This window comes from Paenibacillus nasutitermitis (assembly GCF_014641075.1).
Classification (GTDB): domain Bacteria; phylum Bacillota; class Bacilli; order Paenibacillales; family Paenibacillaceae; genus Paenibacillus_Z; species Paenibacillus_Z nasutitermitis.
The window spans coordinates 15,033-30,647 of the sequence record NZ_BMHP01000006.1 but is presented as its reverse complement, the minus strand read 5'-3'; the positions used below and the strand labels follow the sequence as shown (position 1 = coordinate 30,647).

Genomic DNA, 15,615 nt, shown 5'->3' with positions numbered 1-15,615 from the left:
GATGCCACTCAGGCGGGCTCAAGGCTGCTATACGGCTGCGGAAAAAAGGGATGATATTCCTTGAGAATGTCGAAATCGTTTTCAAATTTGGTCGAAAGCCGCAGGTTAATGAATCATGAAAAATAGGAAAAATGCAGAAAAACAGGACAATCATAGAGGAATTAAAGCAAACGTGTCGAAATCATATAAGCTGAATATCTACAGGATGTGATAATGTGATTGAATTGCAAGACATTTGGAAGACGTACGCAGATGGTACGCATGCGCTGCGTGGCGTTTCTGTTCTCATAGACCGCAATGAATTTGTTTACCTGGTAGGTCCTTCCGGGGCGGGAAAATCAACCTTTATGAAGCTGATTTACCGCGAGGAAATTCCCACGAAGGGACAGATCTCGGTCAATGGCTTTAACATCGGCAAATTGAAACCTCGTAAAATCCCTTTCGTCCGCAGGAACATTGGCGTTATCTTTCAAGATTTCAGGCTGCTGCCCAATCTGTCGGCCTACGAGAATATCGCTTTTGCAATGGAAGTTATCGAAGCCCCCAGACGTGTAATCAGGAAAAGAACAGCCGAGGTGCTGGAGCTCGTCGGACTCAAGAACAAGCAGAACAGCCTGCCGCAGCAGCTGTCCGGCGGCGAACAGCAGCGGGTGGCCATCGCCCGGGCCATCGTCAACAATCCCGCGGTCATCGTAGCGGATGAACCGACCGGCAACCTTGATCCCGAAACCTCCTGGGGCATTATGAATCTGCTGGAGGAAATTAATTTCCGCGGCACCACAATTGTGATGGCTACGCATAACAAGGAAATCGTGAATACGCTTCGCAAACGGGTGATTGCCATCGAGAACGGCATCATTGCCCGCGATCAGGCGAGAGGAGAATACGGCTATGAAATTTAGCACTTTTCTCCGGCATATCCGTGAAGGCTTGAAGAACGTGATCCGCAACGGATGGATGACCTTCGCCTCTATTAGCTCCATCGTTATTTCGCTGTTTATCCTCGGTGTTTTTCTGCTGCTCGCGTTGAATGTGAATAATCTGGCGGATCAATTCGAAAGCCAGGTGCAAATTCAGGTTTACCTCCAGCTGAACACGGACCAGGCCAAGATTGATGAGCTCAAGACGGCTATTGGCAATATTCCTGAAGTCAGCAAGGTGGAGTTCGTTCCCAAGGAAAAGGGACTCGAGCTGATGCGCAAAAATCTCGGGAAGGATGGTTCGGAGCTGCTTGAAGGTTACGATAAGGACAATAATCCGCTTCCCGATAAATTTACAGTCGATGTGTTTGAGCCCCAGACCATCGCCTTTGCCGCCAAAAAAATCGAAGCCATCGGCATGTCCGGTGAATCGAACCCCCTTACCGGCGTGAATTACGGGAAAGGCACCGTTGAAACCTTGTTCAGAATCACGAATGCCGTCCGCAATATCGGCCTTGTTATTGTTGTAGGCCTTGCAGTCACTGCGATGTTTCTGATCTCCAATACCATTAAGATGACCATCCTGGCGCGCAGGCGCGAGATCGGGATAATGAAACTTGTCGGGGCCACTAACAATTTTATCCGCTGGCCGTTTTTTATTGAAGGCACTTTGATCGGCCTGATCGGCTCGGGGATTACGATCGCCATTCTGCTGCTCGGTTATTCCCGGCTCGTGCAGGTGTCCGAGGTTGAGCTGGGCCTGATGATGATCAAGCTGATCACGCTCAAGGAGGCCGGTTATCTGGTTGCCGGGCTGCTCCTGGGCTTGGGTACCCTGATCGGAATTTGGGGAAGTACGTTATCGGTAAGAAGATACTTGAAAGTGTAGGTGAAGGTAGACGTGAAAAAGGGACTTGCCCTCCTAGCCGCAGTCGTATTCGCAGTATACATCTTTCAACCCTTCGGCGGGGAAGCTGCATCGCAGGTGGATAAAATCAATAAAGAGCTGGAAAGGGTGCGCCGGGAAATGAATGCGGCCTCCCAGAACCGCAAAAAAGCGGATCATGACAAAGCATTTGCGCTGGCAATGAAAGATGAAACAGCCAAAACAGTCAATGAAATTATAGCTCAAATTAATAATGTGGGTAACCAGATGAACGGCGTTCAGTCCCAGATTGATGCCGCGGAAGAGAAGCTGATGAAGGCGGGAGAAGAGCTTCAAGAGACGGAGGAGCGGATCAAGTCCCGGGACAAGCTGCTGCAATCCCGTATCCGGCTTATGTATACGGATGGCGTTGTCTCCTATCTGGATGTGCTGATGAGTTCGACGGATTTCAGCGATTTTATCGACCGTTTCGATTCTCTGAAGTCGATTCTGGGTCAGGACCAGGAAATTCTGGATGGCCACAAGAAAGATAAAGAGCTGATTGCCATGCAGAAGCTGGAAATCGAGAAGTCGCTGGCAGATGTTAAAGTGATGTACGCGAAGCTGGACAGCTACCATGATTTGCTGAAGAATAAAGAAAGCCAGAAAGAAGTCATGATTCTCAAATATAAGGACCAGGCGGAGGAATCCGAGGAAATAAGCGCCGAACAGGAAGCGCTGCTAATCGAACTAGCCAAGAAAGTGTCCGAGCTTGAGAAGAAGAAGAAATCGCTGAAAACCTACTATACCGGGGGCAAGCTTGGCATGCCGCTGCGCGATGCGTACCGCTTGTCTTCGCCGTTCGGTTACCGCACTCACCCCATCTATGGCACGAAGCGGCTTCATGCCGGAATGGATATGGCGGTAAGCAGTGGAACACCGATTTATGCGGCGGAATCCGGGGTCGTCCTGGTTGCGCAGTGGTGGAGCGGCTACGGCAATTGTGTCATTATTGATCATGGGGGAGGCCTATGGACGGTATATGGCCACATCCGCAATGGCGGTATTAAAGTCAAGAAGGGCGAGACGGTTAAACGCGGCCAGAAGATTGCGGAAGTAGGAAGCACCGGCGATTCTACCGGCAACCATCTTCATTTCGAAGTGCGCAAGAAAGAAGTGCCCGTGAATCCGGCTTCTTACTTGAAATAACTGCATACCTGCAGAAAATCAATCTGCTTTTATAATGCCGTACCCATTATGCAAATAATCGGGTGCGGCTTGTCATATACTAGGAAGGTTGCAATCGGATACATGGAATTGTCCGTAAAGGATAGTTGCGTGAATGCAAACTTTTAACGAGGTGAGGAAATATGCATTTCAAAGGTCGTACGGTAGCGGCATTTATATTGCTGACGATGGTAGCGTCCGTGCTTGTTACGTTGACGCTTGCCGACCGATGGATTGCACTTGAAAGCGGAGGTGTGGCGGCGGGGCCAGCCTCTTCGAGATCGTCGGAGCAAGAAGGCCTCAGCGAGAAGGAGCTCAACAAGCTGAATACGGTTATGGGGCTCATAAGAAACAAGTACTTCCGGGATATTGACCGGACCAAGGTAGTGGATGGTGCCATCAATGGCATGATGCAGGCGCTGGACGATCCTTATTCCGTCTATATGGAGAAGGATACGGCGGAGCATTTTTCCGAATCCATTGAAGGGTCCTTCACGGGAGTCGGCGCCAGCGTGACGATTAAAGACGGCCGAATTACGGTGGAATCGGCGATCAAGGGCTCGCCCGCCCAGCGCGCCGGCGTACTGGCTGGCGATGTGCTTCTGACCGTTAATGAAGATTCGCTGGAAGGGCTTTCCCTCAGCGATGCGGTAGCCAAGATACGCGGCCCCAAAGGGTCCAAGGTAAAGCTCGGCATTCAGCGCGCAGGAGCAGCGAAGCCCATCCACTTAACGATTATTCGGGACGATATTGATTATGAGACGGTCTTTGCGAATCTGCGCAGCGATGGAATCGGCATCATTGAAATCCGTCAATTCTCCCTGAATACGGGCGAACGGTTCAGCGAGGAGCTGGAGCGGCTGGAGAAGCAGGGGATGAAGGGGCTTGTAATTGATGTCCGTGATAATCCGGGCGGCGTGCTTCCCGTCGTCGTCTCCGTTGCCCAATCATTCGTGTCCAAGGGCAAGCCTGTCGTGCAGATAGAGGACCGCAATGGCAAGCGTGAGCAGACGTTATCGAAGGGCGGCGGAAAGTCCTATCCCGTGTCTGTGCTGATGAACAAAGGCAGCGCGAGCGCCTCCGAGGTGCTGGCCGGAGCGTTGAAGGAAGAAGGAAACGCGGTGCTGGTCGGCCAGACGACATTCGGCAAAGGAACCGTTCAGGTAAGCTACGATAAAGTGCTTGAGGGCGGCGGACTGGTCAAAATGACGATCGCCAAATGGCTCACCCCGCTTGGCAACTGGGTGCATGAGAAAGGACTGAAGCCGGATGTGGAGGTGCTTCCGCCGGATTATTATACGGTTGCCCGCTTATCCAAAACCAAGACGCTCGTGCGCGACGCCATTGACGAGGATATCAAAAGCCTGCAAATTATGCTTTCTGGACTGGGCTATGAAACGGACCGCAAGGACGGCTATTTCAGTGCAGTGACGGAGAAAAGCGTCAAGGCCTTTCAGAAGCAGGCGGGATTGCCTGTGACGGGCGAAGTCGATAAAACAACGGCAGAGAAGCTGGAAGTCAAGCTCATTGAGCATATACAGGAAGATGATAATGACATCCAGCTGCTGAAGGCAGTTGGGGTTCTCAAAGAAAAACTGGGCATGGGGGAATAAACGCAGGGAGGATTTTTCCGGAGGCGTGTCGAAATTGTAGAAGGTTGAAGCTGCGAATGTTCTTTAGCAGCCCAGCCTTCTTTTTTTTGCGCATAAAGTTTTCGGTCGCCCGCCGGGAAACCGAAAAAGAAAGATACCATCCAAGCCGGAGAGCGCTGAAATCCGCTTTTTTCCGGTCCCGATAAAAGGAGTGAAGCTTTGGAGGTTATGATGGAAATCCTGCGGCAGGCTGGTTCTGCTGCGGTTCAGCTGCTGTTGTCCCCTTTCTATTATCTCTGCGTGCTGCTGATTATGCTTCAATATATGCGGCAAACCCGTCTGGAGCGCAAGCTTTTCCATGTGCGTCTTCATGGGTGGCCTGGACAGTTGGGCCGAACGGTTGTGGCAGGCCTTATCGTCGGCGTGCTTTTTTCATGCATCGGTCTTTTTCTGGGCATTTCCTTGTCGGGTGAGGCTGTTTTGTGGATGTGGGGGACTGCCATTGTGCTTGCGGTTATCCGCATCCGATATTTATGTTTTGCCTACAGCGCAGGGCTTCTGGGCGTGCTTCAGTGGTCCATAGGCTGGACTCAGCTGGAGCAGCGCAGCGACTGGATCGGAAGCGCGGCTGTTTCCTTGGCAGGCCTGGATATCGCGGGTTTATTGCTGCTTGTGGCGCTTATGCATATCGCCGAGGCGCTGCTTGTCCGCAAGCAGGGCGCTAAATTCGCTAGCCCGTTGTTTGTGGAAGGCAAGCGCGGGAAAATCGTCGGCGCGTATACCTTGCAGGGATATTGGCCTGTTCCCATGCTGATGCTTGTTCCTGCGGCATCGGGAGGGGCAGGGGATATAACCCTTCCCTGGCAGATGCTCCTTGGCGATGCTTCGCTATGGGGTGGGGGTTTTGCAATGATCGGATTTCCGATGGTGATCGGATTTACGGAGCTGACGCGCTCCATGCTCCCGGAAGCGAAAGCCCGCAGCACCTCAAAAGGGCTGCTTGCTTACGGACTTATATTGACAGCGTTGGCAGCAGGCGCAGCATTCTGGTCGCCTCTGACGCTTGTAGCTTCGTTGTGCGCTCTGCTGCTGCATGAGGCGTTGATTATCTCCGGCAGGGTACGGGAGGCGGCTAAGAGCCCGTTCTACGTCCATGACGAACTTGGTCTGAAGGTGCTTGCCGTAATACCGGGAACGCCTGCACAGGCGCTGGGCATTGAAGCCGGCGAGGTGCTGCAGAAGGTCAATGGCGTTCGCGTGCGCACAAAAAGCGAGTTATATGCCGCGTTGCATATTAATTCGGCTTTCTGCAAACTGGAGGTGCTCAACCGCGAAGGACATGTCAAATTTGTCCAGCGTGCCCGCTTTGCCGGGGAGCATCATCAGCTCGGCGTCGTGCTGGCCCCCGACGACAGGGCCGATCAATATGCGGCGCCGGGGCCCGCTTCGCTGTTTGATTTAATCAGCGGTAAACGGGCCGCGCGTCAGCGCGAAAGCTCCTCCTCCATGTAGCTCGCTGCCGCCGTCAAATGAAATCCCCACATTCGTCCGTTTTGGAACGAATGTGGGGATTTTGCTGCATACGGGCATTAGTTCTGCAGCGCTAACCCAGGTTACGGAGTACGGTGATTTCCACGCGGCGGTTTTTCTGCCGATTCTCGTTGCTTGTATTCGGCACGATGGGACGAGTGTCCGCATAGCCGGCGATCTTGAATTTCTTTGGATCGATGTCGGCAATATCCACAAAATAACGCAGTACGGACAGCGACCTTCCTGCCGAGAGCCCCCAATTATCCTGAAAAGCGCCACCTGTCTGGATCTGCAAATTATCCGTGTGCCCTTCGATGCTGATAATGTTGTCCAGCTTCTCGAATAAACTGGCCAGCTTGCCGAGCACGGGAATCGCATTCTGCTTGAGGTCCGCTTTGCCAAGATCGAACAGAAACTGATCAGAGAGACGGATGTTGATGCCTTCCGGCGTATCGGCAACATATACCTTGGTTTCCAGATGATTTTGTGTGATGTAGGTTTGCACAATCTTCAGCAGCTCCTGAAGCTCCTGTTCCATCATTTGCTTTTGCTGCTCTTTGAGCTTCCCTTCATCGGGTTCCTTTACCTTCTGGGGGGTCGCTGCCGGTTTGGGCTGCTGGGCCGTCTGGAGACCTCCCGTGATCCCTGAGCCCATCTCCAGCACCGTATCGGATTTGAGGAATTCAAGCTGGAGGGACTGGGAGAGAATTTCATACTTCTGCACATCAATCCGGCTCATGGAATACAAAATGACGAAGAAAATCATCAGCAGCGTGATCAAATCCGCATACGTGATCAGCCATCTTTCGTGATTTTCGGGAGCCTGGCTTTTTTTCCTGTTCCTACTCCTGCGCCGCATTGGCATCCACCTTCTTCGTCCGCTGTTCTCCCGGCTCAAGCAGCATAAAGGAATTCAGTTTCTTGCGGATGAGCTGCGGATTTTCGCCCGCCTGAAGCGCGAGAATACCTTCGAGCATAAGCTCCAGAAGCTGGATCCGCTCCTGGGCGTTGGTTTTGATTTTCGAAGCAAGCGGTAAATATATCAGATTAGCGCTAGCTACGCCGTACAAGGTTGCGGTGAAGGCTACGGCGATGGAAGGCCCCAGCGAACCGGGATCCGCCAAGTTGCTGAGCACATGGATGAGACCCATAACCGTACCGATAATTCCCATCGTCGGAGCAAAGCCACCGGCTGTTTCGAAGATTTTGGCCTGCTGCTCGCGCTCGCGTTCAACCGCGTCCATCTCCAGCTCCAGAATCTGTCTGGTCAGCTCGGGGTCCGTACCGTCGACGACCATCAGAAGGCCGTTTTTCAGAAAAGGCTCCTCAAGCGCATTGGCCTCATTCTCCAGGGCCAGCACACCTTCGCGGCGCGCAACAGTAGCCATGTCGACAATCCGGTCAATCATCGCCAGAGGTTCAATATCGGCTTTGCGGAACGCATGCCGGAGCGCGTCCGGAATCCGTTTCAGCTTGGAGAGGGGAAAGCTGACCGCGGTTGCGGCAAACGTTCCGCCAAAAACAATCAGGAGGGCTGTTTTCTCGAAGAGGCTGGCGGCATGTCCGCCTTCCCAGATGAAACCGAAGAACAACGCGCATATTCCCGCAATGAGTCCAATAACTGTTGCTAAATCCATTTAACTGATTCACACTCCATCTCTAAGGTAGGCAGCCGTATGTATCCCATAATCTTCGGATGTTTTTGTCAAGATCAACCGATTGCATCGGACACCCGAAATCGTTATAATAAATGGGAACACATATTCTTATGATTTTCCCCGCAGCGGTCAGGAGCCGCCGCGTGTTTATTCATAAAATGGAAATTATGACACAATAACCATTTCTGTCTATTTTATCGGGAGATATGGGCATACCTTTTAATAGGTCTTTTATCATAGAAAACATAGAATTGGGGTGTATGAGGAAATGGTTGAGAACAAGAAGGGACAAAAGCTGTTTGATTTGCAATCGGACTACACGCCGCAGGGCGACCAGCCTGAAGCGATCCGGGAGCTTTTGGAAGGCATTAAGGAAGGCAAGAAGCATCAGACGCTGCTTGGCGCTACGGGTACAGGGAAAACCTATACCATCGCCAATACGATTGCGCAGCTTAACCGGCCGACCCTGGTTATCGCGCACAACAAGACGCTGGCTGCCCAGCTGTGCAGTGAGTTTCAGGAGTTTTTTCCTAATAACGCAGTTTCTTATTTCGTCAGCTACTATGATTATTTCCAGCCCGAAGCTTATATCCCGTCCTCTGACACCTATATCGAGAAGGATTCCAGCATCAATGACGAGATCGACAAGCTCCGCCACTCTGCGACGAGCTCGCTGTTTGAGCGGCGTGACGTTATTGTGGTGGCCAGCGTCTCGTGCATCTACGGTCTGGGTTCCCCGACTGAATACGGCAGTCTGGTCCTCAGTCTGCGCAAAGGCATGGAGAAGTCACGGGATCAGATTTTGCATAAGCTCGTAGATATTCAGTATCAGCGCAACGATATTAATTTTGTGCGCGGGACCTTTCGCGTGCGGGGCGACATTGTAGAGATATTCCCGGTCGCCAATAATGAGAGGGCGCTGCGGGTCGAACTGTTCGGCGATGAGATCGAGCGGATTACCGAGATTGATGTGCTGACAGGTGAAATTATCGGTGAACGCGATCATGTCGCTATATTCCCGGCCTCTCACTTCGTCACCCATGAAGACAAGATGAAAATCGCCCTCACCCATATCGAAGCCGAGCTGGAAGAGCGGCTCGCGGAGCTCCGCGAGCAGAACAAGCTGCTGGAAGCCCAGCGGCTGGAGCAGCGCACCCGCTATGACCTGGAAATGATGCAGGAGATGGGTTTCTGCTCAGGCATCGAGAATTACTCGGGTCCACTGACCTTCCGCGAGCGAGGCGCCACCCCCTACACCTTGATGGATTACTTCCCGGAAGATATGCTTATTGTTATTGATGAATCGCATGTGACTCTGCCTCAGATCCGCGCGATGTACAACGGAGACAGGGCCCGTAAAGAGGTTCTGGTCAATCACGGCTTCCGACTGCCTTCCGCGATGGACAACCGGCCGCTGCGGTTCGAAGAATTTGAAGAGAAAAACAAGCAGACGATCTATGTATCGGCGACTCCCGGCCCCTATGAACTGGAGCTTTGTCCGGAGATGGTGCAGCAGATCATTAGACCGACCGGCCTGCTGGATCCGATTATAGAGGTCAGGCCCACCAAAGGTCAGATCGACGACCTGCTGGCCGAAATCCGTGACCGGATCGCCAAGGATGAGCGCGTGCTTGTGACAACCCTGACGAAGAAGATGTCGGAGGATTTGACCGATTATCTGAAAGAGGTTGGCATCAAGGTGCGTTATCTGCATTCCGATATCAAGACCCTGGAGAGAATGGCTATCCTTCGCGATCTGCGGATGGGAACCTTCCACGTGCTGGTGGGCATTAACCTGCTCCGCGAAGGGCTGGATTTGCCGGAAGTTTCGCTTGTTGCAATTCTGGACGCCGACAAGGAAGGATTCCTGCGCTCGGAGCGTTCCCTGATCCAGACGATTGGCCGCGCGGCGCGCAACTCGGATGGGCGAGTCATCTTGTATGGCGACAAGGTAACTAACTCCATGGAGCTTGCCATCCGTGAGACAGAGCGCCGGCGGGCCATTCAGATTGCTTATAACGAGAAGCATGGCGTCACTCCGCAGACCATACAGAAGAAAATTCGCGATGTCATTGAAGCGACGAAGGTTGCCGAACAGAAGAGCGATTATCTGACGGGAATCGGCGCAGGCAAGATGTCCAAGAAAGACCGCCAATCGCTTATCCAGCGCCTGGAAGCCGAGATGAAGGATGCGGCGAAAAGTCTCCAGTTCGAACGGGCGGCCGAGCTTCGTGACGCGCTGCTGGAGCTCAAGGCGGAAGCGGGTTAAGCGCCGCCTGTGCGGGCACTATTTGAGAATCTAGCACGATATTCATTCAGCCGTTCCCGGCTTATTTTGGAAGGAGCAATAAAGTGGCCAGCGATTCGATAGTCATTAAAGGGGCGAGAGCCCACAACTTAAAAAATATCGATATTACCATTCCCCGCGACAAGTTTGTCGTTCTGACGGGACTGAGCGGATCGGGAAAGTCGTCGCTTGCGTTTGATACCATTTACGCAGAGGGCCAGCGCCGCTATGTTGAATCCTTGTCCGCCTATGCGCGTCAGTTCCTCGGCCAAATGGAAAAGCCTGATGTGGATTCCATCGAAGGATTATCCCCGGCGATATCCATCGATCAGAAAACAACAAGCCGCAACCCCCGTTCCACGGTGGGAACCGTCACGGAGATATATGATTATTTACGTCTTTTATACGCTCGTGTGGGCAAGCCCCACTGCCCGGAGCACGGGATCGAGATCACTTCGCAAACAGTGGAGCAGATGGTGGACCGGATCATGGAATATCCGGAGCGGACAAGACTGCAGATTCTTGCTCCGCTTATTTCCGGCCGCAAAGGGGAGCACGCCAAACTGCTCGCTGATATCCAGAAGCAGGGCTTCGTAAGGGTTCGCGTCAATGGCGAGCTTCGCGAGCTCAGCGACAAAATCGAGCTGGAGAAGAACAAGAAACACAGCATTGAGGTGGTCGTGGACCGGATTGTGGTGAAGGAAGACATCCAGACCCGTCTGGCCGACTCGCTGGAGACAGCTCTCAAGCTCTCGGACGGTCAAGTGCTGGTGGATGTGATGGAGAAGGAGGAGCTGTTGTTCAGCTCCAACCTGGCCTGTCCGGTGTGCGGCTTCAGCATTGAGGAATTGGCGCCCCGGATGTTCTCTTTCAACAGCCCTTACGGCGCCTGCCCGGAATGCGACGGACTTGGCGCCCGGATGATCGTGGATCCGGATCTGCTGGTACCGAATTTGAAGAAATCCATTGCCGACGGTGCGTTCGAGGCATGGGCGGGGAGCACCTCCAATTACTATCCGCAATTCCTGGATTCGGTTTGTCACCATTACGGAATCAAGCGGGATATTCCCGTAAGCGATCTGACGGCGGAGCAGATGAAGAAGCTGTTATACGGAACGGGCGGGGAGAAGGTCCGTTTCCGTTACCAGAATGATTTCGGACATTCCAAGGAAGCCTTTGTTCCTTTTGAAGGGATTGTCAATAATCTGGAGCGCCGTTACAGGGAGACCGGTTCCGACGGAATCCGCGAGCATATTGAGCAGTATATGAGCGCCAAGCCGTGCGGCAGCTGCAAAGGGAAGCGGCTGCGCAAAGAGAGCCTGGCGGTAACCATCGACAAGGAGAATATTGCCTATGTGACCTCATTGTCGATTGGGGAAGCGCAGCGTTTCTTCGACTCGCTCAATCTCAATGAGAAGGACAGAACCATTGCCCATTTGATCCTTAGAGAGATCAACAGCCGGCTTGGTTTTCTGGTCAATGTCGGTCTTGAGTATCTGACACTCAGCCGAGCGGCGGGTTCCTTGTCAGGCGGAGAAGCCCAGCGGATCCGGCTGGCAACGCAGATTGGCTCAAGCCTGATGGGCGTGCTTTACATTCTGGATGAGCCCAGTATCGGCCTGCATCAGCGGGATAACGACAAGCTGATCAAAACGCTGGAGCATATGCGCAACCTTGGCAACACGCTGATTGTCGTCGAGCATGACGAGGATACAATGCTGGCCTCGGATTACATTATCGATATCGGCCCTGGAGCGGGCATTCACGGCGGCGAGGTGGTCTCCATGGGGACGCCTCAGGAAGTGATGGAAGATGAGAAATCCTTGACCGGTGCATACCTCAGCGGGCGCAAGTTCATTCCCGTTCCTTTGTCCAGGCGTGAAACCAACGACAAGTGGCTGGAAATCCGCGGGGCTAAAGAGAACAATCTCAGAGGGGTGACTGTCAAAATCCCTCTTGGTGTCTTTGCGGCAGTCACGGGGGTATCCGGTTCGGGCAAATCAACGCTGATCAATGAAATCCTCTATAAAACGCTGGCGCGGGATCTGAACAAGGCTAAGACCAGACCCGGCCAGCATAAAGAAATCCTGGGCCTGGAGCATCTTGAGAAAGTCATCGATATCGACCAGTCTCCGATCGGCCGTACGCCAAGATCCAACCCTGCGACGTATACCGGCGTGTTCGATGATATCCGCGATGTTTACGCATCGACAACGGAGTCGAAGGTGCGTGGTTACAAGAAGGGGCGTTTCAGCTTCAACGTCAAGGGCGGACGCTGCGAGGCCTGCCGCGGGGATGGAATTATCAAAATCGAGATGCATTTTCTGCCGGATGTTTACGTGCCCTGCGAGATTTGCAAAGGGAAACGATATAACCGGGAAACACTGGAAGTGAAATACAAAGGAAAAAGCATTGCGGAAGTGCTCAAGCTAACCATCGAGGGTGCTTGCGAGTTTTTCAAGAATATCCCGAAAATCCACCGCAAGCTTCAGACGCTGCTGGATGTCGGCTTGGGTTATATGGATCTGGGCCAACCGGCAACCACATTGTCGGGAGGCGAAGCGCAGCGCGTGAAGCTGGCAGCGGAGCTTTACCGCCGGAGTACGGGCAAGACCCTGTATATTCTGGATGAGCCGACGACAGGACTTCATGTGGATGATATCGACCGGCTTCTGATCGTTCTGCACCGGCTGGTGGATTCGGGCGAATCCGTGTTGGTCATCGAACATAATCTTGATGTGATCAAGACAGCGGATTATCTGGTTGACCTGGGGCCTGAGGGAGGCAGCGGGGGCGGCACGATCGTAGCAACCGGCTCGCCGGAAGCCGTCGTCAAGGTTAAAGGCTCGTATACCGGCCATTACCTGAAGCCGATTCTCGAACGGGACCGCAAGCGGACGGTTGAACAGCAGAGATCGGAAGGCAGTGTAGCGGCTGGCAAGGCGGATTAAACGATCGATTTCCAGAGTCGCCGCGCTGCAAGAGGGGGAACGCTCCGAACGAATTGAATCGTTTGGGGCTTTTCCTGTACATACGGCTTTCTTTGTATAAAATGATAGCCTTCAGTATCATACTGGGAAGGAAAAGAACGGAGTGTGATTCCGTGCTTTTTTATGATTTTGCATCGAAATGGTGACAAACTTGTTACGATTCGCATTTCGGACTTGCAACAAAGGCCCGCTCAGGCTAACATAAACTAATATAGGCTACGTGCGAAAATGAAGGAGGTTCACCCATGTTTTTTCTTGCTGCTGATGCTGCCGAGACTGCCAGTACCATTAAGAAGTTCGATCCTTTCGATATTATGATGCTGGTGTTCACCATTGTTCTGTTGATTGGGCTGGTTCGCCTTTGGAAAGCCCGTTCAAAGAAAAACCTTTTTGCAATCGCATTTACAGCTGTTTCGACACTCGTGTTCCTGTTTGCTGATTATGTCATGATATTTAAAGTCTGGTTAGCATAGATCTTCGACGCTGAGCGAGTAAGATTCACATGCCCACATAACAAGCCGTAGTAGTCTTGGACGACCAAGACTATTGCGGCTTTTTTTACATATGCGGTCTATCCACTGCCCCATTTTCAATCCGCATGGGAATTGTTTATAATTCAAAAGAAGAGAACTAATAACCGTTTTTACATAAGGAGAGCTGAGCACGCGATGATATGGAGGCCCAAGACATTCCTCATTGCACTGTTGACAACTGCCTTTATGAGCCTGGCCGGAGGTACCATCGTTTTCGGCAAGGATGTGCAGGAGAGTACGGGGGAACGCAGCAAACAAGACATTGTTTTAAAGTGGAATACATACAAACCGATGGAAATGGGCTTCGATTATATGAGCAAAGCGGCCATATACGAACAGCAGCCTGTTCTTGCCGTACCGTATGCAGGGGGCAAGCTCAAGTCCGATTATATCGTGGATGGAATCAGGGCTGTTAATTTTGTAAGGTACTTGGCCGGTTTGCCTGATGATATCGAGCCGGACTGGGACCTGCAGCAGCAGCAGCAGGCGGCGGCGCTCGTTAATGCCGTTAACGACAAGCTGACCCACACGCCTTCAAGACCCGCGGATATGGAGGAGGAACTGTTTGATCTTGGCTACAAGGGGGCGGGTTCAAGCAATTTATACGCGGGCGATCCGACCTTGTACAGCAATGTGCTGGGTTATATGTCCGACAGCGATACAAGCAATATTGACCGGGTAGGACACCGCCGCTGGATTTTGAATCCGGTTATGAAAAAAACGATGTTCGGGTTCGTGCAAGGCGAGCAGCACTATCCGTACGCGTCCATGTATGCATTTAACCGGGACCGTTCCAAGGATGAGGTGGCTTATGATTATGTCAGCTGGCCGTCAGCCGGCTATTTCCCGAGCGAGTTGTTCAAGCCGCAGGATGCATGGTCGGTATCGCTTAACCCGGATATTTATGACAACAAGCAGGTTGCCGGTATCCGTGTCACGCTGACGCGCACAAGGGACCAGAAGACTTGGAGCTTCCAGGGGCTGGACAAGGATACAAAGGGACGGTATATGAATGTGGAGACCAGCGGTTTTGGGATTCCGTTTTGTATTATTTTCAGGCCGGATAAACTGTCATCTTTCCTGGACGGTGATGATCAATTCAGTGTCCGGATTACCGGACTTTACAATAATGACGGACAGGCTGCCGAAGTAAACTTCAATACGACTTTTTTTCAGATGACACCGGTCGTGACCTCCAGAGTCAAAGAAATAAAGCTGGTTAAAGGCGAGCAGATGCAAGTAAATACCAGCTTTCCGCAGGGGACGGAAGGGGAATTCAGTTTCAGTTCGCAGAACGCTGCGGTTGCGGTTGTGGATTGGAACGGTTATATCAAAGCAGAAGGAATTGGACAGACGCGCATTTTGTTAAAATCCTATTTTCAACAAAATCAGGAGATCTTTGTCGATGTCGTAAAACCCGATAAATCCAAACAGGTCAGCGCCTGGGCGCTTGCGGATTACCGGAAGGCCAAGAGCAATGGCATTATCGGCGCTTTCTTTGATGAAGACTATCAGGAGCCGATCAGCCGCTACCGTTTTGCCGTCATGGCGGCCCTGCTGTATGAAAACATTCGGAACATGCCGTTGGAAACGACACCGACGCCTTTCAAGGATATTGATGATGATTACATATCAAAAGCGGTTCATGCCGGAATCATTACGGGGACTGCCCCCGGAACCTTTTCACCGGACCGGACCATCTCCAGACAGGAAGCGGCTGTGATGCTGATCCGTCTTTTCGATGCGCTAAGTCAATCCGAGCAGCTTGAAGAGGAGAATGCTCAAGACGCTGCTGTCCCTGTCTTTGCCGATGAAGGGAACATTTCTCCCTGGGCCAAGGCGCCGGTTTACCGTGCGGTGGAATTGCAGCTGATGAACGGAGTGGGGAAAGAAAAGTTCGGCCCGCGGGGGCTGTTAACCCATGAACAGACCTATATAATCCTGCAGCATTTATTCGAAGTGTTCGTACCCGGGCAGTAGTACTGAATTTATAGAGGCAATGATTCTCCTGCA

11 protein-coding genes are annotated in these 15,615 nt (G+C 52.3%); 9 read left to right on the top strand and 2 right to left on the bottom strand.

Annotated elements, in window-relative coordinates; translation table 11 throughout:
* Positions 1 to 215: 215 nt before the first annotated feature.
* The 5 genes from ftsE to IEY46_RS28745 all read left to right on the top strand — a co-directional run bounded on the left by ftsE (position 216) and on the right by IEY46_RS28745 (position 6,116).
* Positions 216 to 902, top strand: coding sequence for a cell division ATP-binding protein FtsE (ftsE, locus tag IEY46_RS28765; RefSeq protein ID WP_188997654.1), 687 nt, complete (start codon positions 216 to 218; stop codon positions 900 to 902).
* The gene (gene ftsX / locus IEY46_RS28760) at positions 892 to 1,809 is read left to right on the top strand and encodes a permease-like cell division protein FtsX (protein WP_188997652.1); all 918 of its coding nucleotides are present in this window, start codon (positions 892 to 894) and stop codon (positions 1,807 to 1,809) included. The genes ftsE and ftsX overlap by 11 nt, the downstream gene beginning before the upstream one ends.
* 12 nt (positions 1,810 to 1,821) lie before the next feature.
* The gene (locus IEY46_RS28755) at positions 1,822 to 2,994 is read left to right on the top strand and encodes a murein hydrolase activator EnvC family protein (RefSeq protein WP_188998030.1); all 1,173 of its coding nucleotides are present in this window, start codon (positions 1,822 to 1,824) and stop codon (positions 2,992 to 2,994) included.
* Positions 2,995 to 3,155: 161 nt separating this feature from the next.
* Positions 3,156 to 4,625, top strand: a complete 1,470-nt coding sequence (locus IEY46_RS28750; protein WP_188997651.1) for a S41 family peptidase — start codon at positions 3,156 to 3,158, stop codon at positions 4,623 to 4,625.
* Between the two features lie 207 nt (positions 4,626 to 4,832).
* Positions 4,833 to 6,116, top strand: coding sequence for a PDZ domain-containing protein (locus IEY46_RS28745; protein ID WP_229750634.1), 1,284 nt, complete (start codon positions 4,833 to 4,835; stop codon positions 6,114 to 6,116).
* A gap of 91 nt (positions 6,117 to 6,207) precedes the next feature.
* Here IEY46_RS28745 and IEY46_RS28740 read toward each other — a convergent pair whose 3' ends face one another.
* Positions 6,208 to 6,993 (bottom strand): OmpA/MotB family protein, encoded by a 786-nt coding sequence (locus tag IEY46_RS28740; protein WP_188997647.1) that lies wholly within the window; start codon positions 6,991 to 6,993, stop codon positions 6,208 to 6,210.
* Positions 6,977 to 7,771 carry a flagellar motor protein gene (locus IEY46_RS28735; RefSeq protein ID WP_188997646.1) on the bottom strand — a complete coding sequence of 265 codons (795 nt, stop codon included), beginning with the start codon at positions 7,769 to 7,771 and terminating at the stop codon, positions 6,977 to 6,979. Before IEY46_RS28735 ends, IEY46_RS28740 begins: the two co-directional genes overlap by 17 nt.
* A gap of 289 nt (positions 7,772 to 8,060) precedes the next feature.
* Here IEY46_RS28735 and uvrB point away from each other — a divergent pair, with 289 nt between their 5' ends.
* From uvrB to IEY46_RS28715, 4 genes are all read left to right on the top strand, one after another.
* A complete protein-coding gene (gene uvrB / locus IEY46_RS28730) occupies positions 8,061 to 10,061 on the top strand; it encodes an excinuclease ABC subunit UvrB (RefSeq protein WP_188997644.1) in 2,001 nt (666 codons plus the stop codon).
* Positions 10,062 to 10,144: 83 nt separating this feature from the next.
* The gene (gene uvrA / locus IEY46_RS28725) at positions 10,145 to 13,030 is read left to right on the top strand and encodes an excinuclease ABC subunit UvrA (protein ID WP_188997642.1); all 2,886 of its coding nucleotides are present in this window, start codon (positions 10,145 to 10,147) and stop codon (positions 13,028 to 13,030) included.
* A gap of 284 nt (positions 13,031 to 13,314) precedes the next feature.
* Positions 13,315 to 13,542 carry a hypothetical protein gene (locus IEY46_RS28720; RefSeq protein WP_188997640.1) on the top strand — a complete coding sequence of 76 codons (228 nt, stop codon included), beginning with the start codon at positions 13,315 to 13,317 and terminating at the stop codon, positions 13,540 to 13,542.
* A 195-nt stretch (positions 13,543 to 13,737) separates the two neighbouring features.
* The gene (locus IEY46_RS28715; RefSeq protein ID WP_188997639.1) at positions 13,738 to 15,582 is read left to right on the top strand and encodes an S-layer homology domain-containing protein; all 1,845 of its coding nucleotides are present in this window, start codon (positions 13,738 to 13,740) and stop codon (positions 15,580 to 15,582) included.
* Positions 15,583 to 15,615: the final 33 nt, after the last annotated feature.